The organism is Erysipelothrix rhusiopathiae, assembly GCF_900637845.1.
Lineage (GTDB): Bacteria > Bacillota_I > Bacilli_A > Erysipelotrichales > Erysipelotrichaceae > Erysipelothrix > Erysipelothrix rhusiopathiae.
Genome location: NZ_LR134439.1, coordinates 1,391,372 through 1,416,774 on the forward strand (window position 1 = coordinate 1,391,372; position 25,403 = coordinate 1,416,774).

Annotated in this window: 27 protein-coding genes; 25 read left to right on the top strand and 2 right to left on the bottom strand. The window is 35.5% G+C overall.

The genetic code is table 11. The features are described from left to right. Positions 1-214: 214 nt before the first annotated feature. The 10 genes from EL194_RS06770 to EL194_RS06825 all read left to right on the top strand — a co-directional run bounded on the left by EL194_RS06770 (position 215) and on the right by EL194_RS06825 (position 9,047). On the top strand, positions 215-457 hold the full coding sequence (locus tag EL194_RS06770; RefSeq protein ID WP_126345126.1) for a hypothetical protein: 243 nt from the start codon (positions 215-217) through the stop codon (positions 455-457). A 319-nt stretch (positions 458-776) separates the two neighbouring features. Then, the gene (locus EL194_RS06775) at positions 777-1,181 is read left to right on the top strand and encodes a hypothetical protein (RefSeq protein WP_003773365.1); all 405 of its coding nucleotides are present in this window, start codon (positions 777-779) and stop codon (positions 1,179-1,181) included. Between the two features lie 311 nt (positions 1,182-1,492). Continuing rightward, positions 1,493-1,921, top strand: a complete 429-nt coding sequence (locus tag EL194_RS06780) for a hypothetical protein (protein WP_034886527.1) — start codon at positions 1,493-1,495, stop codon at positions 1,919-1,921. A 28-nt stretch (positions 1,922-1,949) separates the two neighbouring features. Then, positions 1,950-2,816 carry a hypothetical protein gene (locus EL194_RS06785; RefSeq protein ID WP_003773370.1) on the top strand — a complete coding sequence of 289 codons (867 nt, stop codon included), beginning with the start codon at positions 1,950-1,952 and terminating at the stop codon, positions 2,814-2,816. A gap of 707 nt (positions 2,817-3,523) precedes the next feature. Continuing rightward, positions 3,524-4,159, top strand: a complete 636-nt coding sequence (locus EL194_RS06795; protein WP_003773374.1) for an ABC transporter ATP-binding protein — start codon at positions 3,524-3,526, stop codon at positions 4,157-4,159. Between the two features lie 358 nt (positions 4,160-4,517). Beyond that, positions 4,518-5,132: a C39 family peptidase gene (locus EL194_RS06800; RefSeq protein WP_003773376.1), complete on the top strand. Its 615-nt coding sequence runs from the start codon at positions 4,518-4,520 to the stop codon at positions 5,130-5,132. A gap of 2 nt (positions 5,133-5,134) precedes the next feature. Beyond that, on the top strand, positions 5,135-6,055 hold the full coding sequence (locus EL194_RS06805; protein ID WP_003773378.1) for a hypothetical protein: 921 nt from the start codon (positions 5,135-5,137) through the stop codon (positions 6,053-6,055). Positions 6,056-6,388: 333 nt separating this feature from the next. Further along, positions 6,389-6,817, top strand: coding sequence for a hypothetical protein (locus EL194_RS06810; protein ID WP_034886529.1), 429 nt, complete (start codon positions 6,389-6,391; stop codon positions 6,815-6,817). A gap of 8 nt (positions 6,818-6,825) precedes the next feature. Further along, positions 6,826-7,704 carry a hypothetical protein gene (locus tag EL194_RS06815; protein WP_003773382.1) on the top strand — a complete coding sequence of 293 codons (879 nt, stop codon included), beginning with the start codon at positions 6,826-6,828 and terminating at the stop codon, positions 7,702-7,704. A 707-nt stretch (positions 7,705-8,411) separates the two neighbouring features. Continuing rightward, positions 8,412-9,047, top strand: a complete 636-nt coding sequence (locus EL194_RS06825; protein WP_003773385.1) for an ABC transporter ATP-binding protein — start codon at positions 8,412-8,414, stop codon at positions 9,045-9,047. Between the two features lie 98 nt (positions 9,048-9,145). On the opposite strand, the gene EL194_RS06830 is transcribed toward EL194_RS06825, so the two are convergent. Further along, the gene (locus EL194_RS06830) at positions 9,146-9,988 is read right to left on the bottom strand and encodes an aldo/keto reductase (RefSeq protein ID WP_034886532.1); all 843 of its coding nucleotides are present in this window, start codon (positions 9,986-9,988) and stop codon (positions 9,146-9,148) included. 212 nt (positions 9,989-10,200) lie between these two features. On the opposite strand from EL194_RS06830, the gene EL194_RS06835 reads away from it, so the two are divergent. From EL194_RS06835 to EL194_RS06850, 4 genes are all read left to right on the top strand, one after another. After that, positions 10,201-10,398, top strand: coding sequence for a YwbE family protein (locus EL194_RS06835; RefSeq protein WP_003773387.1), 198 nt, complete (start codon positions 10,201-10,203; stop codon positions 10,396-10,398). A gap of 250 nt (positions 10,399-10,648) precedes the next feature. Next, a complete protein-coding gene (locus tag EL194_RS06840; protein WP_013852875.1) occupies positions 10,649-11,065 on the top strand; it encodes a hypothetical protein in 417 nt (138 codons plus the stop codon). Positions 11,066-11,112: 47 nt separating this feature from the next. After that, positions 11,113-11,496 (top strand): GNAT family N-acetyltransferase, encoded by a 384-nt coding sequence (locus EL194_RS06845; RefSeq protein WP_003773389.1) that lies wholly within the window; start codon positions 11,113-11,115, stop codon positions 11,494-11,496. Positions 11,497-12,173: 677 nt separating this feature from the next. Continuing rightward, positions 12,174-12,590, top strand: coding sequence for a bacterial Ig-like domain-containing protein (locus EL194_RS06850; protein ID WP_003773390.1), 417 nt, complete (start codon positions 12,174-12,176; stop codon positions 12,588-12,590). Positions 12,591-12,780: 190 nt separating this feature from the next. On the opposite strand, the gene EL194_RS06855 is transcribed toward EL194_RS06850, so the two are convergent. Continuing rightward, entirely contained in the window at positions 12,781-13,569 is a 789-nt protein-coding gene (locus tag EL194_RS06855) for a DeoR/GlpR family DNA-binding transcription regulator (RefSeq protein ID WP_003773391.1), read from the bottom strand. 162 nt (positions 13,570-13,731) lie between these two features. On the opposite strand from EL194_RS06855, the gene ulaG reads away from it, so the two are divergent. The 11 genes from ulaG to EL194_RS06910 all read left to right on the top strand — a co-directional run bounded on the left by ulaG (position 13,732) and on the right by EL194_RS06910 (position 25,338). Further along, positions 13,732-14,796 carry an L-ascorbate 6-phosphate lactonase gene (gene ulaG / locus EL194_RS06860; RefSeq protein ID WP_016357139.1) on the top strand — a complete coding sequence of 355 codons (1,065 nt, stop codon included), beginning with the start codon at positions 13,732-13,734 and terminating at the stop codon, positions 14,794-14,796. Positions 14,797-14,811: 15 nt separating this feature from the next. Continuing rightward, on the top strand, positions 14,812-15,255 hold the full coding sequence (locus tag EL194_RS06865; RefSeq protein WP_003773394.1) for a PTS sugar transporter subunit IIA: 444 nt from the start codon (positions 14,812-14,814) through the stop codon (positions 15,253-15,255). Between the two features lie 19 nt (positions 15,256-15,274). Then, a complete protein-coding gene (locus tag EL194_RS06870; protein WP_034886535.1) occupies positions 15,275-16,759 on the top strand; it encodes a PTS ascorbate transporter subunit IIC in 1,485 nt (494 codons plus the stop codon). Beyond that, the gene (locus tag EL194_RS06875) at positions 16,756-17,067 is read left to right on the top strand and encodes a PTS sugar transporter subunit IIB (RefSeq protein WP_003773396.1); all 312 of its coding nucleotides are present in this window, start codon (positions 16,756-16,758) and stop codon (positions 17,065-17,067) included. Before EL194_RS06870 ends, EL194_RS06875 begins: the two co-directional genes overlap by 4 nt. After that, positions 17,060-17,704, top strand: coding sequence for a 3-keto-L-gulonate-6-phosphate decarboxylase UlaD (locus tag EL194_RS06880; protein WP_003773397.1), 645 nt, complete (start codon positions 17,060-17,062; stop codon positions 17,702-17,704). The genes EL194_RS06875 and EL194_RS06880 overlap by 8 nt, the downstream gene beginning before the upstream one ends. Continuing rightward, the gene (locus tag EL194_RS06885) at positions 17,701-18,567 is read left to right on the top strand and encodes an L-ribulose-5-phosphate 3-epimerase (protein ID WP_003773398.1); all 867 of its coding nucleotides are present in this window, start codon (positions 17,701-17,703) and stop codon (positions 18,565-18,567) included. Before EL194_RS06880 ends, EL194_RS06885 begins: the two co-directional genes overlap by 4 nt. Continuing rightward, on the top strand, positions 18,551-19,282 hold the full coding sequence (gene araD / locus EL194_RS06890) for an L-ribulose-5-phosphate 4-epimerase AraD (RefSeq protein ID WP_003773399.1): 732 nt from the start codon (positions 18,551-18,553) through the stop codon (positions 19,280-19,282). The genes EL194_RS06885 and araD overlap by 17 nt, the downstream gene beginning before the upstream one ends. Positions 19,283-19,478: 196 nt before the next feature. Then, positions 19,479-21,011 (top strand): leucine-rich repeat domain-containing protein, encoded by a 1,533-nt coding sequence (locus tag EL194_RS06895; protein WP_003773401.1) that lies wholly within the window; start codon positions 19,479-19,481, stop codon positions 21,009-21,011. 347 nt (positions 21,012-21,358) lie between these two features. Continuing rightward, positions 21,359-22,540, top strand: coding sequence for an NAD(P)-dependent malic enzyme (locus EL194_RS06900; RefSeq protein ID WP_003773402.1), 1,182 nt, complete (start codon positions 21,359-21,361; stop codon positions 22,538-22,540). Then, the gene (locus EL194_RS06905) at positions 22,541-23,908 is read left to right on the top strand and encodes a class II fumarate hydratase (protein ID WP_003773403.1); all 1,368 of its coding nucleotides are present in this window, start codon (positions 22,541-22,543) and stop codon (positions 23,906-23,908) included. Between the two features lie 35 nt (positions 23,909-23,943). Further along, entirely contained in the window at positions 23,944-25,338 is a 1,395-nt protein-coding gene (locus EL194_RS06910) for an aspartate ammonia-lyase (protein WP_034886537.1), read from the top strand. Positions 25,339-25,403 lie beyond the last annotated feature (65 nt).

The window sequence follows — 25,403 nt, forward strand, 5'->3', positions numbered from 1 at the left end:
TCAAATCAAAAGAGCAAAAGGTATGTTTTGACGTAGTCATCGAATTGGCGTACCAGTACCTAGTCATAGTAGAAATGGGTACTCAGGGGATGATTTGATCATAATTCGTACTCCTTGGGTCTATTTGTATAATGTAAGTGCAGTGCTTAAGAACAGAATTATATTCAAATATTGAGTGTAATTTATTATTAATAAAATTATGAGGGGGAATATTATGAATAAAAATAAACAGGCAATGAAACTTGGAGAAATATCATTTGGTGCTGGCTTTTTTGCTTTTGTTGTACTAAGAATCGCACATGTTTTTTATGCTGCTGATCGGGTTATAAGTGGAGACTCATGGAACATATTCTTACAATTTAAAGGACTTACGATGATTAATCTATTATCATATGCATTAATTGTATTTTCGATAATAGCTTTTATTTATTCTTTGCTTAATATTGTTAAAGAATAGACCATATGGATATGAATCAAAAACATCAGATCCAGTCTATCTATTTGGAAGAAATCATTTAGTTTGAATATCTACAGCCCTTTAAATGAGTATAGCTTTGTTAGTGCGGGAAATGACCGCACTTTTTTTATAAAAAATGAGTTAGATTCATTATGTAGAAATACTCTGTCTAACACTATGATATTAGACAGTAAATAATATGAAAATACTCTGTTTAAAAATCTTATGTTTGAATGGTAGATTACTTAAATTGGAATAATCCTACATAGATTAAAGTTGATGAAAAACATGTATAATAAAATTAACAGGAGGAATTTGAATGAAAAGGTTCATAATCGTATGGGTACTTGTTTTAGCGTTCATTTCCGGTTGTAGTAAGCAAGACATGCTTAAGACAATGCAAGATGATATTGAGTTAAATGGTATTGAAAGTGTTCGCATAGAGAGACATATCGGTCCAACTGTTTTAGAACGTGAAGTGAATGCTGAAGATATCCCAGAACTCGTAGACGCATTAGATGAATTTGAGGTAGAGAAAATCTCTAAGAATAAAATGGAAGTTATCTATGGTGGAATGATAGCACTAACAATAAATCTAAAGAGTGGAACTACTTACGAATTTAACAATGTAGGTAATTATTACTTGATTATTAATAATGAGAATTATATTATTAAAAATAATAGTTTTAAATCATTTGATAGTTGGGTCGATGCGGTATTGTAGCGATAAACTTTATACTGATTTGATATGTTCGAAAAATTATTATTGAGAATAATTGAATTAGGTATTACTCGATAAATGAATATATATGCAAAGTGCGAAATCATTCGCACTTTTTTGTCATTTAAGAGTAAAACGACGATTAAAAAATTTCCGTATCTAATTTAATACTGGGGTATAAAATGGAAGTATTATATGCAATAATCTAAATATTTCCTAAATATAATCGTGTCTCTAATACGAAATAGCGGAGTAAAATAAAGGCTTTTTTTGTGTTATATTTTATGCGTACACAAAAGAATAGGAGGATGATTATGAGAAAAGCATTTTGTGTATCGGTTTTTTTGATTTTTACGATGGTGTTAGGAAGTATCGTTGATTTATCCGTCCAAGCGAATGAAGCTGCTGGACCAACGGACTATAATTGCTATTATTATGGTTTTGATGGTCGTGCAAATAGAAGAAGAGCGATAGTTTCAAGTGTTGTTGATAAAGAGACGTATAGCCCAAGTGGTATTGAATGGGATTATTCGTCTTTAAAAGGTCTCAACATGTTCTTTTCGATTCATAATTCTAGAACGGGTAAGGAACAAAGAGAGGTTCTTTTTATGAATCATGACTCGGGTTGTTTTACAATAACAAATACCAATACAAAGAGAGGAACTCAATATGATCTTCGGGCTCGCAGACAAAATATATGGGATAGTGGGTATACACAAGTTTCGGGATCTTGGAGACCGTAAGACTTTAAAATAGGATAGGAATTGTAATATGCTTTCACGTAACGTAAGAAAAAATAGTGATTACCTACTTATTGTATTACTTTCTGCATCTGTATTTTTCATTTCTCTAGAATCGAATAATCACACGCTATCAACGCTTTGGGATGGATTTCAGAATTGTTTTAAGTTTTCGGGAATCGATGCGTTAGAATTCGGTGGAGAGAACAATTGGTGGCCGTTTTTCCATCAAAGTGTAGGGTCCTACATTAGTATGATGATCTGGGGCTCGAATTTATTTCAATTATTACTTCCTCTATTTATCACTATTGTTGGGATAAACATCTACCTAAAGAAAAACAATGAGCACTTTTTTGAGTGTTACCGTTTTGATTGTTATTCAAAATTCATACGGAAGAAGATTTTTGAAGAGTCGCTTAAAGTTTCAATTTCAATCTTCTTGGGTTATTTAATTTTCTATATATTCGCCTCATTATTTGGAAGTAAAGTGAGTGCAGATGATATACAATTTGGTATTCCGGTAAAACTATTCATTGATTGGCTGCCTAAAGATTTCTTTTTAAACCACTGTAGGCTTTATCACTTATTATGGGGAATATTTGTATTCTTTATTGTTCCATTTATTTATGGCGTCGCATATGGATTTGTAGTCCCTTATTTCCAAAATTTACCTATGGTAACACTAGCATTTACGATGTATTTTATTGCGTTTTCAATCGCAAGTTCATTATTTATCCCTTATAACTCTGTATTTAGATATATGTTCGATCCATCAGCTGTAATCGTTTCAGGAGCTTATAGTTATCCTAATACACTTATGTATCTATCGTCATTGCTTATTCCGATTATCACAGCAGTAGTTTTGTACTTTATAAGTTGGCGTCGTTATGAAGTTTAGAAAAATAAAAAAAATCTTACCATGTATTATGGTCCTCCCATTACTGATCATTACTTTTATACACTTGGTAAATGTACACCTTGATTCGATACATGGATTCCAAATTTACGCTGAGCATAAAGTATATTTCATGAACTCATCTGCATTCAGTAGAGTCGGACTCTATTTCAAAGACATAATAATTTTTGGGGTATTGAATCTGATTGTTTATTACTTGTTTCTCTATACAGATACCGTAAGCGAACAGGAAACGTCAATTCATATGTTTATGATGTCACGATTTAAAAGTATAACCCGTTATTGGCTCTATCTATTTTCAAAATATTTAAAGAACTCCCTCGCCATAATTATGGGTTATGGAGCACTTTTAGTTGCTTTTTCAAATACTCAACACATTCGTTTCGTTTTGTCTCCTAATAGTTTAGTTGAACTTTTTTTACAGGGCATCAAGATAGCACTATTGATGGTATTTTTAAAACTACTTTATAATTTTATAAACATAGCAACAAAAAACGGTTCTCGATCAATTCACAAAATATTTACTGTATTTATATTGTTGTTAGCAGATATAATCATCGGCAAGTATCATTTAATTGTAATGCCTGACACGTATGATATCAATTTACGGTATATCTCAATCTATATATGTTTCATTGTTATGACTTATTTTTTATACTGGGGTCATTCAAAAAAGATTGGAGAATATTATGATTAAGATAAGAAATGTATCGAAACGATTTAAATATTTAGAAATTTTCGACGACATCTCTTTGGAACTTCCGAAGGGTAAGATTGTAGGACTCGTTGGAGAGAATGGGTCTGGTAAAAGTGTACTCTTGAAGATGCTGTGTGGCTATTCTAAACCCACCTCAGGATCAATCAATGTGTATGGTGAAACATTAGGTGTAAACCGTGATTTTCCGAACAGTGTTGGCGTTTTAATTAATGATTCGCATTTCATCAAAAACTACACAGGTATGGAAAATCTCGAGTACTTGATAAATATTCGTAAACAAACGGATAAAACCTTCATTAACGAATTAATTCAAATCTTCGATATGGAACGCAATATTCACAAGCACTATAAGTCTTATTCGTTAGGAATGAAACAAAAGTTACGAATCATTCAAGCGTTTATGGAACAACCAAATCTCGTACTCTTAGATGAACCCTTTAATGCTCTTGATAAAAGGTCAACAATGGTACTCGTAGATTTAATTAAAAGATATATCAATGAAGACCGAATCATTATCTTCACAAGCCATGAGTATCAACATATCGAGCACCTAGCAGATACCGTCTTAACAATACAAGATAAAAAAATCATGGTTGATTGTGCATAAGAGCCAATCAATAAAACATTGATAAAAAAACACGCTCATCAAACTGGATGTAGACCAGTCGAATGAACGTGTTTTTTTATATATAATCTTAACCGTACTTAGACTGCTTCGGTTGAAATCAACATTTAGGTAGAAGACTTTCGTCAAGATTCGTTTTAGAATGAATTCAAATACAAAAGACTTTTTAATTTACACGCGTTGAAGTTAGTATCGAAAGTACTTTAAAATCAAGAATAACTTAAAAGTATAATATTATTTCCATTGTTAAGTTTACGGAGAAAAAAACAATGTTGATTTTAATATTTGAATAGTGTTACTGTTTGTATATACTACAAATTGAACATAAAGAGGGGAAATTATGGAGAAGCGTAGAAATTGTTTTTTGAAGATTGTTACTGTTGTACTTGTAGGTGTGATAACCTTTTCAGCCTCACTAACAGATTTATATGCCGCAAGTGGTAAGAAAACTTTATGGGTTCCACTGTATAAGCAAGGGCAAACGTATTGGTGTTGGGCTACGTCAGCTAAGATGGTAGGGGATTACCTTTACGGAAGTAGAGGGTCGATTTCAGATATAGTCTATCAGGTGACAGGCGAGAGGAATACTTCGTCAAAAGGAAGTGTTTCTGAAACGGTCGAGGCTGTTAATTATGCTTCTGCCTATGGAAATCACTATATTTCTAAGTATGGACCTTTGGGTTATTGGAAATATGCTACTTCCATTAATAATGGAAAACCTTACATCATTTTATTTGAATCAGACTTTAAAGAGGGAAGAAGTGGTCATGCGATTGTAGGAAGAGGTTATAAATGGGTCGAAAATAAAAACTCGTCCGATTATCATTATATTGAAGTCAATGATCCTTGGGGAAGAACCGTTTTTGTTGAATACGCTTCATTTGTTGGAGGAAAAGATCATATCTGGAATAAAGCAAATATTGTTTATAGTATCGTAGCGAAGGGGAAATTCTAATTATGAGTAGATTTAAGATAAAGTATTGGATTATTTTGGGATTCGTCTTAATTGTGACTGCTTCGAGTCATATTTTACCAAAAAACTTAGTTTATGCAGATAGCGATGAGGGTACACAAATAGACGCGATCAGTATAAAAGCTAAGGATAAGGAATCAGTTAATGAGAGTCAAAAGTTTTTTGAATTGTTTATCGATGATCAAAGTCCAAGGAGAAGTAGAAGTCTAGGACAGGATACTTTTATTAGTCCGCTAAGTGGTAAGATGATAAAGCTTCTCATGTTGAATAAAGATATTGTTATTTCTATTTTAGAAAATGAGGACATCAACTTAAATGAGGCTTCAATCGCATTTGAGTCATTAACAGAAACAAATCAAATTGCAAACTTTCAAGAAGTAGATGGCGAATATATTCTAACAAATTTAGAGATGACCGATAGTGGAACACTTTCTATCGACTTGGACTATGTTGAAAATTATATTAATGATAACAAGCTTGATTCAGAAAAGGTTGCGTATGTTAGAACTGGGCTACGTCCTGATTTAGCATTTGTATATTCTACTGAGACAGAGGAAATTATTCCCTTCTATAAAAATATTGGAGATTTTATTGAAATAGAAGGCGTTAAAAACGGACAAATATATAAAGCTGAAGAATTGAGAGGGCCATTGCAAAAATATTATGATGCAATATATACTGTGGTTCCTGAAGAAGGCATTACTAAAGGAAGCGAATTATTTGGCGGACCATCTAAAAGTGTTTTTGGTAAAAACGATTTAAGTGAAAATTTTAGAATTAACAATTCTAAATCTAAATTGGTTAGATCAATCATAATTGCAACACTTTCAATGATTGCTACTGGAATCGCTATTCTATATACCAGTAATAGAAAAAAACTTAAGCAAAGAAAGAATCAAGATTAACTGAGTAAGTTTCAATCCTGGTTAGCTATTAGCCTCATAAACAAAAAGAACTAACACCTGTTTTAATCCGGCGTTAGTTCTTTTATTTGTTAATAGAATTATTCTGTTATTACATTGGGTTCTCAGGACTTTCACTTGAGCATAACAAAGAGAAAAGTGTGCTTGAATTCTAAAAAATATGTACTTTTGATATTAAACTGAATAGATTTATTCTATGCAATTAATCGAATATCTCCTTAATAATAGAATGAAATTCCTACGAAAGAGCGGAGTAAAAAAACGCTTTTTTTTATGATATATTTTATGCGTACACAAATGAAAAGGAGGGTGGTTATGAGAAAAACGTTTTGTGTATCGGTTTTTTTGATTTTTACGATGGTGTTAGGAAGTATTGTTGATTTATCCGTCCAAGCGAATGAAGCTGCTGGACCAACGGACTATAATTGCTATTATTATGGTTTCGATGGCAAAGCAAATAGAACGAGAGCTAGGGTGTCAAGTATCGTTGATAAGGAAACCAATAGTCCAAGCGGTATTGAGTGGGATGCTTCTTCTATTAAAGGGATTAACATGTACTTCTCAATTCATGAAGCAAAAACAGATTATCTTAAAAAAGAGGTGTTCTTTGCAAATTCAGATTATGGATGCTTTACGATCACGGGTACTGACACTGTAAAAGGGGTGCAATATGATTTGCGCGCACGCCGTCAACATATTTGGGATTTTAGAGCAACTCATGTTTCAGGTTCCTGGAGACCTTAGATGAAGTGATGATTGATAGTATGTTACCGAAATTTGTAAGAAAGAACACTGATTACCTTCTTATTGCATTACTTTCGTCATCTGTATTCTTTATCTCGATCGAGTGCGAATATGGTACTCTTTCAAGGCTTTGGGAGGGATACCAAAATGGTTTCAAACTTACGAGCTTAGAAGCATTAAAGTATGGCTCAGAAATAAACTGGTGGACATTGTTTCACCATAGTGTTGGATCCTATATAGGTATGATGATTTGGGGCACAAATTTATTTCAATTATTACTTCCACTATTTATCACTATTGTTGGGATAAACATCTACTTAAAGAAAAACAATGAGTACTTTTTTGAGTGTTATCGTCATGACCGTCATTCGAAGTTTATGCTTAAAAAAATTGTTGGAGAATCGCTAAAAGTATCGGCATCAATCTTTTTGGGATATCTACTCTTTTATATATTCACATTTTTTGTGGGAAGCAAAGTTACTGTCGATGACATGCAATTTGGTATTCCAGTAAAACTATTCATTGATTGGTTTCCTAAAGATTTCTTTTTAAATCACTGTAGGCTGTATCACTTATTATGGGGAATCTTTGTATTCTTTATTGTTCCATTAATTTATGGCGTCGCATATGGATTTGTAGTCCCTTATTTCCGAAATTTGCCTATGGCAACACTAGTATTTACGATGTATTTTATTGCATTTTCAATCGCAAGTTCATTATTTATCCCTTATAACTCTGTTTTTAGATATATGTTCGATCCATCAGCTGTGATCGTTTCAGGAGCTTATAGTTATCCTAATACACTTATGTATCTATCGTCATTGCTGGTTCCGATTATCACAGCAGGAGTATTGTACTTTATAAGTTGGCGTCGTTATGAAGTTTAGAAAAATAAAAACAATCTTACCATGTATGATGGTCCTCCCATTACTGACCATTACTTTTATACACTTGGTAAACGTACACCTTGATACGACACATGGATTCCAAATTTACGATGAGTATAAAGTATATTTCATGAACTCAGCTGCATTCAGTAGAGTCGGACTATATTTCAAAGAAATAATAATCTTTGGGGTATTGAATCTGATTGTGTATTACTTGTTTCTCTATACTGATACCGTAAGCGAACAAGAAACGTCAATTCATATGTTTATGATGTCACGATTTAAAAGTATAACCTGTTATTGGCTCTATCTATTTTTAAAATATTTAAAGAACTCCTTCGTCATAATTATGGGTTATGGAGCACTTTTAGTTGCTTTTTCAAATGCTCAACACGTTCGTTTCGTTTTGTCTCCTAATAGTTTAGTTGAACTTTTTTTACAGGACATCAAGATAGTGCTATTGATGGTATTTTTAAAACTATTTTATAACTTTATAAACATAACGACAAAAAACGGTTCTCGATCAATTCACAAAATATTTACTGTATTTATGTTGTTGTTAGCAGATATAATCATCGGCAAGTATCATTTAATTGTGATGCCTGACTCGTATGACATCAATTTACGGTATATCTCAATCTATATTTGTTTCATTGTTATGACTTATTTTTTATACTGGGGTCATTCAAAAAAGATTGGAGAATATTATGATTAAGATTAGAAATATATCAAAACGATTTAAAAATTTAGAAATTTTCGAAGACGTCTCTTTGGAAATTCCGACGGGTAAGATTGTAGGCCTCGTTGGAGAGAATGGGTCTGGTAAAAGTGTACTCATGAAGATGCTGTGTGGCTATTCTAAACCCACCTCAGGATCAATCAATGTCTATGAAGAAACATTAGGTGTAAACCGTGATTTTCCACGGAGTGTTGGGGTTTTGATTAATGACTCGCATTTCATCAAAAATTACACAGGTATGGAGAATCTCGAGTACTTGATAAATATTCGTAAACAAACGGATAAAACCTTCCTTAACGAATTAATTCAAATCTTCGATATGGAACGCAATATTCACAAGCGTTATAAGGCTTATTCGTTAGGAATGAAACAAAAGTTAAGAATTATTCAAGCGTTCATGGAACAACCAAATCTCGTACTCTTAGATGAACCCTTTAATGCTCTTGATAAAAGATCAACGATGGTACTCGTAGATTTAATAAAAAGATATATCAATGAAGACCGAATCATTATCTTCACAAGCCATGAGTATCAACATATCGAGCACCTTGCAGATACCGTCTTAACAATACAAGATAAAAATATCATGGTTGATTGTGCATAAGAGCCAATCAATAAAACATTGATAAAAAAAACACGCTCATGCAACTGAAATTATGTCAGAAAGGAGCGTGTTTTGTATATGTTTGAGTACGTTGAATCTTAGAAATCTACTGAATCAGGATCGAGTGCTACTTTCGCCGTCCCTTTTAACGAGTCGATGAAAGTCATCGTTTCTTGATCTAATTCAAAATCAAATACTTGAAGGTTTTCAATAATTCTACTTGTAGTTACCGATTTTGGTAGAGGTAAGAAACCATGTTGAATCGACCAACGTAGAACAACCTGCGCTACTGTGTGGTTATACTTTTGAGCGATTTCTTGTAGTTCTTTAACCTCGAAGATACTACCTGTTCCAAGGGGGCTGTATGCTTCGGTTAGAATACCATGTGCTTTATTGTATGCTACAAGTTCTTCTTGCATGTCACTTGGACTTAAGTAAATCTGATTCACACTTGGCTTAATCACAGCTGTTTTTAAAAGTGCGTCAAGATGATGTGGGTGGAAATTAGATACCCCAATGCTCTTAACCTTACCGGTACGATAAGCTACTTCCATGGCTTTCCATGCTTCAGCGTTTGCTTGTTCCCAGGTGTCACGAAGTGGAAGTGGGTTTGCCCAGTGAATAAGGTAGAGATCTACATAATCTAATTGAAGTTTTTTCAATGATAGATCCAAGGCTTCTAAAGCACCTTCGTAAGAGTGAGCATCATTCCAAAGTTTTGTAGTGATGAAAAGTTCTTCACGGGGAATGCCACTTTTAATAATTGCACGACCAACACTTTCTTCGTTACCGTATACGGCAGCAGTATCAATATGACGGTATCCAGCTTCAAGAGCATCGAGTACGGATTGTTCCGCAATCTCGCCATCCGGTGTTTGCCATGTACCAAAACCAATTACAGGAATTTCTAAATCATTATTTAAAGTATATGTATTTTTCATAGGTTCCTCCATGGATAAAGTATATCAGTTTTAGGTCTGATAGCGCATGGATATACATCAAACTAAGATGAAATTAAGATGAACATCTACCTTGGTAATCAATTATGAACTTTATTGAATAAGCATCGATGATGATAAGATGTCGATTGTTTTGAATAGGATAGGAGTGGGTATGGTATAATATTAATAAGAAAATTGAAAGCGAGAATTACATGAACGGAAAAAATCGTAAAGATATAACAATAGGTGCCCATGTTAATGTTGTGTTGAAACAAGACCAACGTACAGGGAAGCTTACAGAAGGGTATGTAGACCGTATTCTTACAAACAGTTCACATCATCCACATGGCATTAAAGTAATGTTGGCTGACGGACAAGTGGGACGCGTCCAAGAAATTTTAGAAGACTAAAAGGATTTCATTTTGAAATCTTTTTTTATTCTTTAGATTCGATGGATAATGGTCGGATTATTTTGGTTTGGTATGATATGATGAGTTTAAGAAGATAATGATTTAATCATATCCATCGGATAATCGATGTGAGTCGGGGAGTGTCATGAGGTTTAAGATAATTAACCTCTTGACTTGAAGCGAAACTTTCAATTCGAATAAATTAATGTCGTATGAATCGATATTGATGGATAATGGGAGTGGGGAGAACATGAAAAAACTTATAAAGATTTTTGGGGTAGGAATCATCGTAACGATTATTGCTCTAGTGGGTGATCGTTTTTTAAGTCAACGTAAAATTGATCAACTCGAGACACAAAATATTACACGGATCAGTACACGATACTTTGATGATGTTGTTGAGATTAAAAAATCTGATCCTAACTTTCAAAAAGTAATTGAACTTACTTCCAAAATAAAACTCGAACGTCGACATCGTTTTTTTGTGATTTATGGAATGCCGATAACGGTTACTTTTTATGATGGAGATGATGTTGTCGTTGAACTCTCACCAAACTATAATTTGATGGATGTAGACAATAAGATGTATCATACAAAATTATCGAGTTTTGATGAGTTGGAAACCTTGAGATCGCTCTTGGGTGTATATTATGGTTTTGATCAGTAAATTTAGATTTTAATATTTCTATAACTGAAAATTAGGAGGTAGATGCTGTGATTATATACCGATATGTTAATTTTGAAACGCTCAATGAATTTGAACTTGAAGCACTCATTAATCTATCCATAGAGTGGGATCAGGAACAATGCAGTACGGCTTACAGTGCCAATACGAAAGATTATTATAAGGATAAAGAATTGTTTTTGGCTACGGATGAAACAAAGATAATTGGTTATGCATTAGGAACAATTAAGACATTATCACAAGCGACATCCTACGACCAAGTTGGTGAGCAGGCTTTCGAACTGGATGAATTGTTTGTCTCGAAACCCTATCGAAATCAAAAGGTTGGACAAGGATTGTTTAAGTTTATGGAAGAGCGTGTAGCTTCACATGTGGATTTGATTGGGGTGCATCAGATTACCAAAAATTATTAAGTTTATATGTTGAAGATCTCGGTATGGATTTTAAACATGCTCTAATTATCAAACGAACACGATGAGCATATCTTAAGCAGAACGAAATAAAAAACTCACAGACTTGTGAGTTTTTTATTTGTCCTTACACTTATTTGTATCAAAAGTATCGCGGTTTTGGAAATAGATTGAATACCGTAGAGATTGAAACTATTACAAAATAACGCTACAAATAGCATTGGAAAATGTATTTACGTGGTGTGATGTTAAATCACACACTATTATCAGTTTAATATTCTACATTAAATAATTAATGTATTTGGTAAGGGTAGGGGGAGATATAATGCTCGGATTGTTGAATAAATAAGAGAAGTTTAAACTGGAATTGTACATTGTTTCAAGCCTTGCTCATTTAAGAACGCTTGGCACAGCAAAAAATTAAAATTAGTGATATTTCATATTTAAATTAAATGATACAAACTGTAATGGAAATCATTACTTTAAGTGTCAATGTAATCGAAGACATCAGTGCACTTGCTCATTTTGATGCCATTGATTTCTTATAAATTGGAAACAATCCGTTAAGTTCAATTACTGCTTTTGATGACATTATTGTTGATGGGGTTGTTGATACGACTAATCCGAGTACGTATTTAATTAACTATCGATATGAATCCACTTCCGCAAGCGCCACGATTGTGGTCAAAGAAGACTTAACGCGTATTAACGTAAAAGACTCGACGATTCATGTGAGTGATACGTGGAATGCTAAAGATAAGTTAATGTCCGCAAAGGACCAAGACTGGAATTTTGTCGAGTCTTCACTGGATACCATTGACGTCAAAGCTTATGTAGACACACAACATGCAGGCGAATACACGATTATGTATAGCCTAAAATCTATGTCACGTAGTGATGAAAAGAACACTTATGCAGAGATTACAGTTCGTGTTATTGATGATAACGCACCGATAATTCATGAGAAGCCTAAAACTCAAGATCCAATTCCTACTAATACGGGGATTTCAAATACCTACTTCGGTGATGGGGTCATTGGCGTTGGTGCCTTGTTACTTGTTTTAGAAGCGATGAAAGCAAAGCGTAATACGAACTAGTATTATTAGTAAGTTTAAAAACACGTATAAGATTTCAATTATGAAAAGATAAAAAAGCCTCAATTCAATGAATCATCTCCCACGGAACTAGGTCAGTTCCCAATGATTCTCGAATCAAGGTTTTTTTATACTTATAAAGATACAAAAGTAGTAACCCCAATTTGAAAAATACTCAGATTTTCGAGTAGATTTAATCCGAGGAAACTTGAAGTACTTGAACTCCAAGCTCTTCAATTTCCCGAATGCTTTGGGTATCAGCGTATGTATCTGTAATTAAGATATCGACATGGGAGAGGTCTGTCACATTAAAGTTAGTATCATTGCCCACCTTACGATGGTCTGCAACGACAATAACCAAGTCGTGTGCATTCTGAATCATTCGTGCGTTAACATTTGCTTCATGAATATTGTTTGTTGATATTCCATGTTGTGCACTGATTCCAGAGCATCCCATAATCGCAATATTTGCTTGGACTTTTTCAAGTGCTCGCAATGCAATATCACCAACGAGTGCCTCTTTATGAGAACGAATCTCTCCGCCGGTCAAGATTACAGTGATCCCCGAGTGTAGGTTCATTGTAGCCAATCGTAAATTATTGCTTATTAATGTAAGATTGTCCTGGCAGACATAGGAAAGAACTGAAGCTGCAGTAGAACTGGAATTGAGAAATATCGTTGATCCGGAAGGTATGTAGGTTGCAGCTCGTTGTGCTAAGGATGTTTTAAGTCCTTCAAGATATATGTCACAGTGAGCTGTGTTTTTATGGTTAGGAAGTTCATTCAAGCGAACACCACCGTGAAATCGTGTTACAAGATTGGTTTGCTCAAGTGTTTGAAGATCACGTCTTACAGTCATTTCCGAAACTCCCAAATAATCAGCTATATCTGTAGTCAGCATTCTTGATTTATTTTCAGCTAAAAGATTTAAGATTGTGGTTCTTCGAGTTTTAAGTTCATCCTGAGTACTTTTTTTATACATAAAGCACCTCCTATGTTCATATGATAACATAAATACTATATTTTTTGTTGTTAATGTTGGTACGAACATATAATTACATAAAATGAACATATAATGGACTGGTAAGCGCTTTCTCGCAGGAGTATGATGATACTGTAAAAAACAGAAGGAGACGATATGTATATGAATGGTATTCATGATGTTACAAAAGAGAAATGGCTTCAAGCTACATTTCCAGAGTGGGGAACATGGCTTAATGAAGAGATTGCAGAGACGGAAGTTCCAGAAAAATCTTTTTCAATGTGGTGGTTAGGATGTACTGGTATTTGGTTGAAAACACATGAAAATACGAACATTTTAGTTGATATGTGGTCTGGGACAGGAAAGCGAACACACGGGAATGGCATGATGAAGAAAGGTCATCAAATGATGCGTATGGCAGGCGTAAAGGCAATACAGCCAAATCGTAGAAATGTTCCATTTGTTATTGATCCATTTGAAATTCAGGGGGTCGATGCACTTGTTGTTTCCCATATTCACTCAGATCATCTTGATTTAGTAACAGCAGCAGTTGTAGCTGAAAACTGTCCTAATGCCCTTTTTATTGGCCCTAAAAAAGTTGTGGAAACATGGATTAAATGGGGGATTCCGAAGGCACGTACTCGTATTGTGAGACCGAATGATGTTTTAGAAGTTGGTAGCGTCGAACTTGAATTTCTAGACTCATTTGATAATACTGCCTTAATTACGGTAGAGAATCCCGATGAAATTCTAGCTGGAACACTTCCACAAGATATGGACGATATTGCTGTAAATATTTTAATGAAAACATCAGGTGGTAACATCTATCATGGTGCAGATTCTCATTATTCTGTTCTATATGCGAAACATGGGAAAGAACACAAGATTGATGTCGCATTAGCAAATTTTGGCGAAAACCCGGTAGGAATCCATGATAAATTAACTTCTTCAGATGTATTACGCATGGCAGAAGCGCTTCGAACAAAAGTTATTATTCCTCTCCACTATGATATTTGGACAAATTTCTGGGCAGATCCGCATGAAATCGTAACGTTATGGAATTTTAAGAAAGATCGATTAAAATACCATTTTAAACCGTTTATTTGGCAAGTAGGAGGTGAATATTGTTATCCACAAGATACAAATCATATCGCTTTTATGTTTGATCGAGGATTCCATGATCATTTCGAAAATGATACAGATGTTCCTTATCCGTCGTTTCTTTAGGAGTCGGACTGGTTTATGTTAAAGTACTTTAAAGAAAATGATTTAGTGCAATTTATTGATAGAACTGAGTGTGATTGGAAAGAAGCGATTCGATTAAGTTGTCATAAATTACTTGAACATGATTATATTGGTGAAGACTATGTTGAGGGCATTATTGATTGTGTTGAAAAATATGGACCTTATATCGTAATTTTGCCCCATGTGGCGATGCCACACGCATCGCCAGTTGAGTTCAAAATCAAAAAAAGTGGCATCGCCTTTACAAAGTTTAAAGAGCCAATACAATTTCCAGAAAGCAATCATGTTAAAGAAGCAAATTTATTTTTTACAGTTTCAGCAAAAGACGCAACAGAGCATTTAAATAATATTGTAAATTTGATGGAATTATTGAGTGATGAATCCGTAATTGAAACGCTAATGAAAACAGATAACATGATGGATTTTGAAAAATTACTTTAAAAGGGGAGGGTACATTATTATGTTAGATTTTGCAATGAATGTTTGGTCTTTTTTTGCACAAAATATTCTTACACAACCTGCATTTTTAATCGGATTTATTGTCTTGATTGGGTATATTTTACTTGAGCGTCCACTCTATGAGAGTATCTCTGGATTCTTAAAAGCAACAGTTGGATATTTTATTCTTGCTGTAGGGTCGGGGGGATTAATTAAAAACTTTCGTCCAATTTTGGTCGGATTAAAAGATCGCTTTAATTTAGATGCGATGGTTATTGATCCTTATTTTGGTCAAAATGCAATTACTGCGGGTGTTGAACCAACATTTGGACGTCATTTTAGTGATGTAATGTTGCTTCTTCTGATAGCATTTATTGTAAATATTATTCTTGTTCGATTGAAAAAGTATACAAAAATGCGCGCAGTCTTTACGACTGGAAATGTGCAAGTTCAGCAGGCTTCTACCGCATTTTGGATTATTCTCTTTTGTTATCCATTTTTAGGACGCGTTGAAGTACTGGTTGTGATGTCGATTATCTTGGGATTGTATTGGGCTGTGGGTTCAAATTTAACTGTTGATTATGCGCAAGAACTTACAGAGGGAGCCGGATTTGCTATTGCTCACCAACAAATGTTTGGTGTCGCTATTTTTTCGAAACTCTCAGAATATTTTAAACCTAAAGATAATTCGAAATCGTTAAAGCGTATTGAAGATATAAAGTTACCTGGATTTATGTCAATTTTTAATGATAACATGGTAGCCACATCACTTCTTATGCTTATGTTTTTTGGTTCGATTTTATTGATTCTTGGGAAACCTTACTTAGTCGAGAATGAATTTATTACTGCTGATAAAAACTTTTTTTTCTATATTCTCGAATCTGCCTTACATTTTACGGTTTATCTTGCAATTTTACAGTTAGGCGTACGAACTTTTGTTGCTGAGTTAACAGAGTCTTTCCAAGGGATTGCAAATAAACTTTTACCCGGTGCAGTACCAGGGATTGATGTTGCTGCTAATTTCGCATTTGGATCACCAAATGCAGTAACACTCGGATTTCTATTTGGTGCATTGGGGCAGTTTTTAATGATTATACTACTTATTGTCCTAAAAGCACCGACGATTGTCATTGCGGGATTTATTCCGATGTTTTTTGATAATGCTGTCATTGCAACATATGCAAATCATCGAGGTGGCATTAAACCGGCTGTAATTTTCCCATTTATTTCGGGAATGATTCAAGTTTTAGGATCAGCACTTTTTGCTTCTTGGATTGGTCTTTCTCAATATGGTGGTTATCTAGGTATGTTTGACTGGGCCACTGTATGGCCAGGATTTACGATAATCATGAAAACACTGGGATATCTAGGAATTCTTGTCGTAATTTTTATTTTAGTTCTGATTCCTCAGCTTCAATATCGAAGAAATCCTCATGCATACTTCTTAATAACGGAAGATTATGAAGGTTATAAACAAAAATTTAAAAAAGAGGGGGTGCCATCATGAGAATTTTGGTTGCCTGTGGTAATGGATCAGGTACAAGTTTAATGCTGAAGAAGACTGTGGAGAAGGCGATGAAAGATTTAAATAAACCAATCACATTGATTCATCAAGCAGCGGTCTCAGAAGGTAAGAACACAGCAAAAAATTATGATGTCGTTTTTACTCCATTGAATTTCGTTTCGATGTTCGATCGTGCTCAAGATCAGCACAATGTTAAAGTTTTTGGCATTAAAAATGTGATGTCTATTTCAGAAGTGACATCAGCGTTGGCGTCATATCTAAGTGGGAAGGAGAACAATTGTAATGAATAGACCGCGATTACAAGTGGCTTTGGATTATTCAAATCTTGAAGATGGAATTGCTGCTGCAGTCGCAGTAGGGTGTGCTGTAGACATTGTGGAAGCAGGTACAATTATGCTACTTCAGACGGGAATGCAAGCGACGCGTATACTACGAAAATTGTTTCCTGACAAAATCATTGTTGCGGATACCAAGTGTGCAGATGCTGGCGGTACTGTGGCCAAAAATTGCAAAGATAATGGTGCTACTTGGATGACATGTATCTGCTCAGCAACGCTTCCAACCATTAAAGCAGCACTTAGGGAGATTGATGAAGTTCAAATTGAATTATATGGTGACTGGACCATGGAACAGGCGGTAAATTGGAGACAATGTGGTGTAAAACATCTAATTTATCATCAAAGTCGTGATGCGCTTTTTTCAGGAACATCCTGGGAACCATCTGATTTGAAAAGAATCCAAAAATTAATCGAGATGGGATTTGAGATTTCGGTGACAGGAGGGCTCAATTTAGAGACCTTGAAACTATTCAAAGGAATGAACATTGGTACTTTTATTGTAGGGCGCAGTATTACAGAATCCGAATCTCCTGGAACTCGTGCGCAAGCATTTCAAAATAAAATTAGTGAACTATGGTGTGATTCATGATGACTGCACTTGGAGTTTATGAAAAAGCACTGCCCCCTAATCTTTCTTGGGTCGAAAAATTCGAACTTGCAAAAAAACTAGGATTTTCTTATATAGAACTTTCTATTGATGAATCAGACGCGCGCTTAGATCGTTTGGATTGGGATATGAAAACACTTAGGGAGATTTCTGATGCTATGGATAAAACAGATATACGGATTCAGTCGCTTTGTTTAAGTGCACACCGTCGCTATCCCTTAGGTTCTTTGGATGCTAATACACGACATCATGCGCTCATTATTCTGAAGAAAGCCGTTAAAATAGCATCTATGTTAGGAATTCGTACAATTCAACTTGCTGGTTATGATGTTTACTATGAAGAGAAGTCTGAACTAACACGAGAATACTTTATAAGTAACTTAAAAAAATGTGTCGAAATTGCCGCTTCCAAACAAGTGATGTTAGCAATCGAAATTATGGATGATCCTTTTATCAATTCAATTACAAAGTATAATGCCATCAAATCACAAATACCATCTCCTTGGCTACAAGTTTATCCTGATATTGGGAATCTTTCGGCTTGGCCCGGGAATGATGTTGGTCAGGAATTGGAACAAAATATTGCGGCTATTGCAGCAATCCATATTAAAGATGTTGTTAAAGTTTCTCCACAAACAACCGGTGTCTTTAAAAATGTACGTTTTGGTGAAGGAGATGTTAATTTTCTAGCTAATTTTAAAACTTTGTTTCGAATAGGATATCGAGGAAGTTTTGTTTTAGAAATGTGGAGTGAGTCTGATCAGAATCCCGTTCGTTCGATAACAGAAGCATTGTTATACATTAAACCAATACTTAAGGAGGCAGGATATGTCCTTGAATCGTGAAACTTTAAACAAAATTAAAGAAGAAGTCTTTGAAGCTAACCGAAATTTGATTGAACAAGGCCTTGTAACATTAACATGGGGTAATGTTAGTGTTTTGAATCGCACTGAGGGGTATGTGGTTATTAAGCCAAGCGGCGTTGATTATCACAAAATGAGTCGTGAAGATATGGTTGTTACAGATCTTGAAGGAAATTCATTGGAGTCAGGTCAGCTCAAACCGTCTTCGGATTTAAAGACACATCTCGAATTGTATCGACATTTTCATTCCATATCTTCCGTGGTTCATACACATAGTGTTCATGCTGTTAGTTGGTCCCAATCTGGGCGTGATTTGCCAACTTATGGTACAACTCACGCGGATACGTTTAATGGCGATATTCCAAATACGCGGTTTTTAACGGAAAATGAAGTGGCGACAGATTATGAAAAAAATACGGGTACCGTAATTGTGGAGACATTTAGAGAGCGCCATTTAGATGAAATGGCGATACCTGGTATTCTTGTTAATGGTCACGGACCTTTTACTTGGGGTACAAGTGCTAAAGAAGCAGTTATGAATAGTCATATTTTAGAAATTATCTGTACTATGGCTTGCCAAACAGAAACGATAGTAAAAGATGCATCGCATTTACCGGACTATATTCTAAAAAAACATTATGAACGAAAACATGGACGTGATGCTTACTATGGCCAAGATTTCGATATTTTGAAATAAAGTATCTTTAACGAGAACGATCGTGTTCTCGTTTTTTTTGTAGATACAAACGAAAATTGAGTTTACGTGAAGAATATGAAAAAGAAAATTATAATAAAATTTGTGTAGATTCTAATAAAAATTATTGACTTCGTAGCGAAATTCGAATATTCTAAATGCGAATGCTTTGCATTTAGAATAAAGGAGATAGGATACCGTGAAGAAAAAAATTGTTGTTTTACTGTGTGCATTCATGTTTTGGTTTCAAATACCTGTACATGCTACATCCATTACCCTCGGGGATGAAGGGATTCGAAATGCCGTCCAACGGGCATTGAAATCAAAAGAAAATGCCTTTGATTTAGAGTCTTTAAAGGGAATAGAGGATTTAAATCGATTTCCAGTTCGCAATACCAAAAGTCTAGATGAATTTGAATACATTCCAAACTTAAAGAAACTGATGATTATGAATTCAGGAGTGCAGGACTATACCCCACTAAAGCACTTAAATGAATTAAAGAGTCTCTTGATTACTCAGTTCAAGAAAAATGATACCCAATTTGATGCGGATGTTCTGAAAAATATTCATCTTACTCAACTTGGATTTCAAAATATTAATGTCGTTAATCCAGAGCGTTTGCCCAACACAATCCATGATTTATCGATGGTAAATACCGGAATGGAAGATGCGAACTTTCTGAGTGGTTACCAGGAACTTGAACGTCTTATCGTTCGGGATGAACGGATTAATCCAAGGACGTTGAGTCTTAATCATCCCCAACTCCAATATTTGACGCTTGATTCGTTGGGGCTTGAATCATTGCCAGATGTAGACCAACTAAACCGTCTTGTCTTTGCGAATTTCAAAAATAATGAATTGAAAAATGTAGATTCATTGAAAACGTTACCGCAACTGAAAGAACTTGATCTTTCCAAAAATAGAATCTCTGATTTGAGTCATATCCCAAGTTCAGTTACGGACTTGAAAGCATTTGACCAAGTTGCGGAAGTTGATCTTTTAGAACATGAAGGTGTGTACTCATTTAAGAATCCATTTAAGTGGATTGATGGAGACGTAATTAAGCCTGATATTTTCTCGGATGAAATCACATATAATAATGAAAACCATGAATTTACACTTGAAGATCTTGATTTAGTTCATGAGATTCGTTTCTTAAAAAATGATTTGAGTGATGGAGAAAAAATGATGACGGGTCGCTTGAAAATTGGTCGTATCGTGGAAACGAGCCCGCTTATTCCGCTGCAACCAATGCCCAAAGTAAATTTACCTCAAGAATTTACGACATCTTTAGGAAATCCGTATTTGTTTGAGTCACTTTTAAATGATCATCCAGAGATTCAAACAATGACGTTGGATGTACCTGTCGACTATGATGTTGAAGGTACGCTCAAGCGCAATCTTAATGTCGTTTTTAAATCGGGACATGTGGTTTCTCATCCAGTAACAATTGTGATCACGTCAAAGACTTCTGAAGAGGAAAAGAACACCCCAAAACATGATTTAGATACCCAAAATCGACCACAACAACACGAAGATAAATCCCACTCAGTGATGCCACCTGAAACAAAATCTGCGAATAAATCCAAAACGACAACAAATAATAAGGTAGAACCAAATACCTTGCCGTTGACGGGCGTTAGCGAACGTGATACTGTTTCACATTACTTAATTGTCTTTGGTATGTTACTTCTCGTTTGTAGATCTGTACGCCATCGCCCATGTAAGTAACGCCTTAAAAATAGATAACTGACTTCTGTTAAACTATGGATGGAAGGGAAGTGCTGATATCACCAATCATTTTCAACACCAACCCAAACCAAAGACTTTGGCGAAAACCGGAATTTCAGATAATCATATCGGATCAATATTTGTTTTCCCAGGCATGGCATTGATGGTTATCAAAAATCGTAATTAGATCTTAAACTTTTAGAATGAAAAAGCTCGTAAGCCTTTGCTGCGGGCTTTTTTTGTATAAACATGTTGTTCAGAATTGCTTTCTTTTTGATTTACACATAGCCTTAACCTATTTAATTGGTGAAAGTGATAAAATAGAGAAAAAGTAGAAGGAGTATGGTATGAGCCAATTAAAAGATTCATCACTAGAATTACATCGAAAACTTCAAGGGAAAATTGAAGTCAATATTAAAAAACCTGTAATATCACAAGAGGACCTTAGACTTTTGTATTCTCCAGGCGTTGCAGAGCCTTGTCTTCAAATAAAAGAAGATCTCAATAAAGTCTATGACTATACATGGAAGGGCAATACGGTCGCTGTGATTAGTAACGGTTCTGCAGTCCTCGGTTTAGGAAATATTGGCGCAGAAGCAGGACTTCCCGTAATGGAAGGAAAAGCAATGCTTTTTAAGGCGTTTTCGGGTTTAAATGCGATTCCATTAGTTATTAATGCGCAAACTCCTGAAGCAATCATTTCATTTTGTGAGATGGTAGCACCATCTTTTGGAGCAATAAATCTTGAAGATATTAGGGCACCCGAATGTGTTCTCATTGAAGAAACCCTTCAAAAAACACTCTCGATACCCGTATTCCATGATGATCAACACGGTACGGCGATTGTTGTTCTTGCGGGACTTATTAATGCATGTCGTTTGGTGGGGAAAGATTTAAAAGATACAAAGATTGTGATTTCAGGAACGGGTGCAGCAGGGAGTGCTATTATCAAAATGCTTTATGCATACGGTGCAAGACATCTCTATGCAGTCAACAGTCAAGGCATTATTTCACCAACACATCAAGATACTGATGATGAAGTTGTTTCAGCTTTATATCAGTATTTGAATGAAGATAACGAAGCAAAAACGCTGCAAGACCTTTTGGTTGATGCAGATATCTTTATTGGTGTGTCGATTGCGAACCTATTAACATCACAAGATATTGCATCAATGCGTAAGGATGCGATTGTGTTTGCACTTGCCAACCCAAATCCAGAAATTCCTTATGATGAAGCAATAAAAGGTGGTGCTCGTATTGTAGGGACAGGACGATCGGATTATCCAAATCAAATCAATAACGTTCTTGCATTCCCAGGAATATTTAAAGGGGCAATGTCGGTTCGAGCTACAGAAATTAATGCCCCCATGAAACTTGCGGCTGCAGAAGCCATTGCATCACTCATTTGTACAGAGGAACTCAAGGAAACGTATATTATACCAAGTGTCCTTGATCCTCGTGTTGTGGAAGAAGTATCTCAAGCAGTAGCGCAAAAAGCGCTTGAAACAGGTGTTGTAAAGGAGGACTAAATGTCAACATTTGAAGATAAGTTTGGAAAGATTGATATTCCGGAAGGCGCGTTGTGGGGTGTTAATACACAACGAAGCTTACAAAATTTTCCGATTGGTCAAGAAACGATGCCTGAATCATTGATTGAAGCTTTAATTGTATTAAAGAAAGTATCAGCCAAAGTACACCGCGTTCATCATAAAATGGATGAGGATATCGCTAAAGTGATTGTGGAAGCGTGTGATTATCTTCTGGATGGTGACTTGAAGGAAGCATTTCCGCTTTCCATCTGGCAAACTGGAAGTGGTACCCAAACAAATATGAATGTGAATGAAGTGATTGCTCATCTTGCGAATACACGATTTCACGGACATCACGTTCATCCCAATGATCATGTGAACCAGGGACAAAGTTCCAATGATATCTTTCCAAGTGCAATGCATATCAGTACGGTATTGTTGGTAAAAAACAGTCTCATGCTAAGTTTGGAGGACATGATTGAAACCTTTGATGCACTGATTGATCAATATGGTCTTGTGATGAAAACCGGTCGAACACATCTTCAAGATGCAACACCGATTACTTTTGGCCAAGAGCTTGGTGCTTGGCGACATATGTACCAAGAGGGTCTTGACCAATTGAATCAGTGTCTTGAATCCTTACAGCCACTTGCAATGGGAGCAACAGCGGTAGGTACGGGTTTAAATTCTTATGAAGGTTTTGATCAAGCAATATGTGATGAACTTAACCAAATGTATCACGAATCATTTAGACCTTCTGTCAATAAATTCCATGCGATCAGTTCTAAAGATAGTTTTGTTTTCCTTCAGGGTGCTCTTGCAGCCATTGCCTCAAATAGTCTGAAAATGGCGAATGATATTCGTTTTCTTGCTAGTGGACCACGTTGTGGTTTGGGAGAAATCTCTATGCCGGAAAATGAAGCCGGTAGTTCCATCATGCCTGGGAAGGTAAATCCAACTCAGTGTGAAGCTTTAATGATGGTGTGTGCCCAAGTTATGGGAAATCAAACCGCGGTCACAGTCGGTGCGGCTTTGGGTAATTTTCAGTTGAATACGTTTATGCCGTTAATTATTCATAACACTACCCAATCAATATGTTTACTTTCAGATGCACTTAATTCCTTTAACCTTCGTTGTTTACAAGGCATCGAGGTTGATAAAGAAAAAATGTCAGATAACCTACACAAATCACTGATGACAGCAACATTTTTAAACCGTAAGTTCGGTTACGATCACACTGCGAAAATTGTGAATCAAGCCCATCAAGAGGGAAAAAGTATAAAAACGGTTGTGGTAGAGTCGGGTGCTATGGGTGACGATGAATTTGATGCATTCTTTGATTATCAAAAAATGATACAACCGGATTAAATCACTTAAAACTTAAATACAAAATGGAGATCGGTATGAAAAACCAAAATGTTCGGATTGAATATGATTCATTAGGAAGTGTTAAGGTTCCAAAAGATGCTTTATATGGTGCACAAACAGTACGTGCACTCCAAAATTTTCAGATTACAGGAAGACACGTTAATGATATGATGTACCTAGCATTAGCACAGGTAAAAAAAGCATGTGCGCTTGCGAATAAATCGGTTGGGGAATTGGATGGCCCCCGCTGTGATGCGATTGTTTTTGCGTGTGATGAGATTATCAGTGGTAAGTACAAAGAAGCCTTTATTACTGATGCAATCCAAGGTGGTGCAGGAACGTCCATGAATATGAATGTGAACGAAATTATCGCAAATCGGGCAGCACAAATATTAAATAGACCCATTGGCGTCTATGATTACATTCACCCAAACGATCATGTAAATCGGGCGCAATCCACAAACGATATCATTCCAACGGCAGGAAAACTAACCGTTTTAAATCTAGGACTGTTACTCGTCGAAGAAATGATCTTTCTTGCTGATACATTTCATGCGAAAGCCCTTGAATTTAGTAACATCATCAAAGTTGGACGCACCCATCTACAAGATGCTGTCCTCATATCAATGGGTCAAGTTTTCCATAGTTATGAGTCGGTAGTACGTCGTGATATTCAACGTTTAAAACAGTCACTCAGTGAAATGCAAGTTATTAATTTAGGTGCTACTGCGGTGGGTACAGGTATCAATTCAGTAGAAGGATATCGTGAACATGCTGTAACGCATTTAAGTCGTATAACGGGTAAATCCTTTGTGAGTGCAGAAGATTTAGTGGATGCAACCAAACATGTGGATGGATTTGCGAATGTCCATGGTTCATTAAAAACATTTGCAGTGGGATTGTCACGAATTTGTAATGATATCCGTATGATGGCATCAGGACCTAAGGTAGGGTTTAATGAGATATTTTTACCAGAAAAACAACCGGGAAGTTCAATAATGCCGGGTAAAGTTAATCCAGTAATTCCCGAAGTTGTGAATCAAGTATGTTTTCAAGTGATTGGTAATGATGCAACCGTTACTCTTGCGGCTGAAGCAGGACAAATGGAATTGAATGTTTTTGAACCAGTTCTATTCGATAACCTGTTTGAATCGCTTGAGATATTACGGCATGCATGCGCAACCTTACGCATCCACGCAATTCAAGACATTAAGGTCAATGAACATCGCATTCAAGATTATGTGGAACACTCTCTTGCGATGGCGACAGCACTCGTTAAGTATCTTGGCTATGAGAAAGTATCTGAAATTACGAAACAAGCTCTAAAAGAAAACAAATCACTAAAGACATTAGTGCTTGAACAAGGTTTGATGAGTGAAGCTGAAGTGGATGAAGCTTTAAAACCAGAATCGATGATTCATCCGCGATAAGCGTTAAAAAGGATTTTTTAGATGAAAAAACACAGTGTCTTAAACCTGTGTTTTTTCACAAAATA

What these genes read in the sequence shown, in the direction of transcription:
- EL194_RS06770 (WP_126345126.1), top strand. Translation starts at nt 215, where the DNA reads ATGAATAAAAATAAACAGGCAATGAAACTTGGAGAAATATCATTTGGT.
- EL194_RS06775 (WP_003773365.1), top strand. Translation starts at nt 777, where the DNA reads ATGAAAAGGTTCATAATCGTATGGGTACTTGTTTTAGCGTTCATTTCC.
- EL194_RS06780 (WP_034886527.1), top strand. Translation starts at nt 1,493, where the DNA reads ATGAGAAAAGCATTTTGTGTATCGGTTTTTTTGATTTTTACGATGGTG.
- EL194_RS06785 (WP_003773370.1), top strand. Translation starts at nt 1,950, where the DNA reads ATGCTTTCACGTAACGTAAGAAAAAATAGTGATTACCTACTTATTGTA.
- EL194_RS06795 (WP_003773374.1), top strand. Translation starts at nt 3,524, where the DNA reads ATGATTAAGATAAGAAATGTATCGAAACGATTTAAATATTTAGAAATT.
- EL194_RS06800 (WP_003773376.1), top strand. Translation starts at nt 4,518, where the DNA reads ATGGAGAAGCGTAGAAATTGTTTTTTGAAGATTGTTACTGTTGTACTT.
- EL194_RS06805 (WP_003773378.1), top strand. Translation starts at nt 5,135, where the DNA reads ATGAGTAGATTTAAGATAAAGTATTGGATTATTTTGGGATTCGTCTTA.
- EL194_RS06810 (WP_034886529.1), top strand. Translation starts at nt 6,389, where the DNA reads ATGAGAAAAACGTTTTGTGTATCGGTTTTTTTGATTTTTACGATGGTG.
- EL194_RS06815 (WP_003773382.1), top strand. Translation starts at nt 6,826, where the DNA reads ATGATTGATAGTATGTTACCGAAATTTGTAAGAAAGAACACTGATTAC.
- EL194_RS06825 (WP_003773385.1), top strand. Translation starts at nt 8,412, where the DNA reads ATGATTAAGATTAGAAATATATCAAAACGATTTAAAAATTTAGAAATT.
- EL194_RS06830 (WP_034886532.1), bottom strand. Translation starts at nt 9,988, where the DNA reads ATGAAAAATACATATACTTTAAATAATGATTTAGAAATTCCTGTAATT.
- EL194_RS06835 (WP_003773387.1), top strand. Translation starts at nt 10,201, where the DNA reads ATGAACGGAAAAAATCGTAAAGATATAACAATAGGTGCCCATGTTAAT.
- EL194_RS06840 (WP_013852875.1), top strand. Translation starts at nt 10,649, where the DNA reads ATGAAAAAACTTATAAAGATTTTTGGGGTAGGAATCATCGTAACGATT.
- EL194_RS06855 (WP_003773391.1), bottom strand. Translation starts at nt 13,569, where the DNA reads ATGTATAAAAAAAGTACTCAGGATGAACTTAAAACTCGAAGAACCACA.
- ulaG (WP_016357139.1), top strand. Translation starts at nt 13,732, where the DNA reads ATGAATGGTATTCATGATGTTACAAAAGAGAAATGGCTTCAAGCTACA.
- EL194_RS06865 (WP_003773394.1), top strand. Translation starts at nt 14,812, where the DNA reads ATGTTAAAGTACTTTAAAGAAAATGATTTAGTGCAATTTATTGATAGA.
- EL194_RS06870 (WP_034886535.1), top strand. Translation starts at nt 15,275, where the DNA reads ATGTTAGATTTTGCAATGAATGTTTGGTCTTTTTTTGCACAAAATATT.
- EL194_RS06875 (WP_003773396.1), top strand. Translation starts at nt 16,756, where the DNA reads ATGAGAATTTTGGTTGCCTGTGGTAATGGATCAGGTACAAGTTTAATG.
- EL194_RS06880 (WP_003773397.1), top strand. Translation starts at nt 17,060, where the DNA reads ATGAATAGACCGCGATTACAAGTGGCTTTGGATTATTCAAATCTTGAA.
- EL194_RS06885 (WP_003773398.1), top strand. Translation starts at nt 17,701, where the DNA reads ATGATGACTGCACTTGGAGTTTATGAAAAAGCACTGCCCCCTAATCTT.
- araD (WP_003773399.1), top strand. Translation starts at nt 18,551, where the DNA reads ATGTCCTTGAATCGTGAAACTTTAAACAAAATTAAAGAAGAAGTCTTT.
- EL194_RS06900 (WP_003773402.1), top strand. Translation starts at nt 21,359, where the DNA reads ATGAGCCAATTAAAAGATTCATCACTAGAATTACATCGAAAACTTCAA.
- EL194_RS06905 (WP_003773403.1), top strand. Translation starts at nt 22,541, where the DNA reads ATGTCAACATTTGAAGATAAGTTTGGAAAGATTGATATTCCGGAAGGC.
- EL194_RS06910 (WP_034886537.1), top strand. Translation starts at nt 23,944, where the DNA reads ATGAAAAACCAAAATGTTCGGATTGAATATGATTCATTAGGAAGTGTT.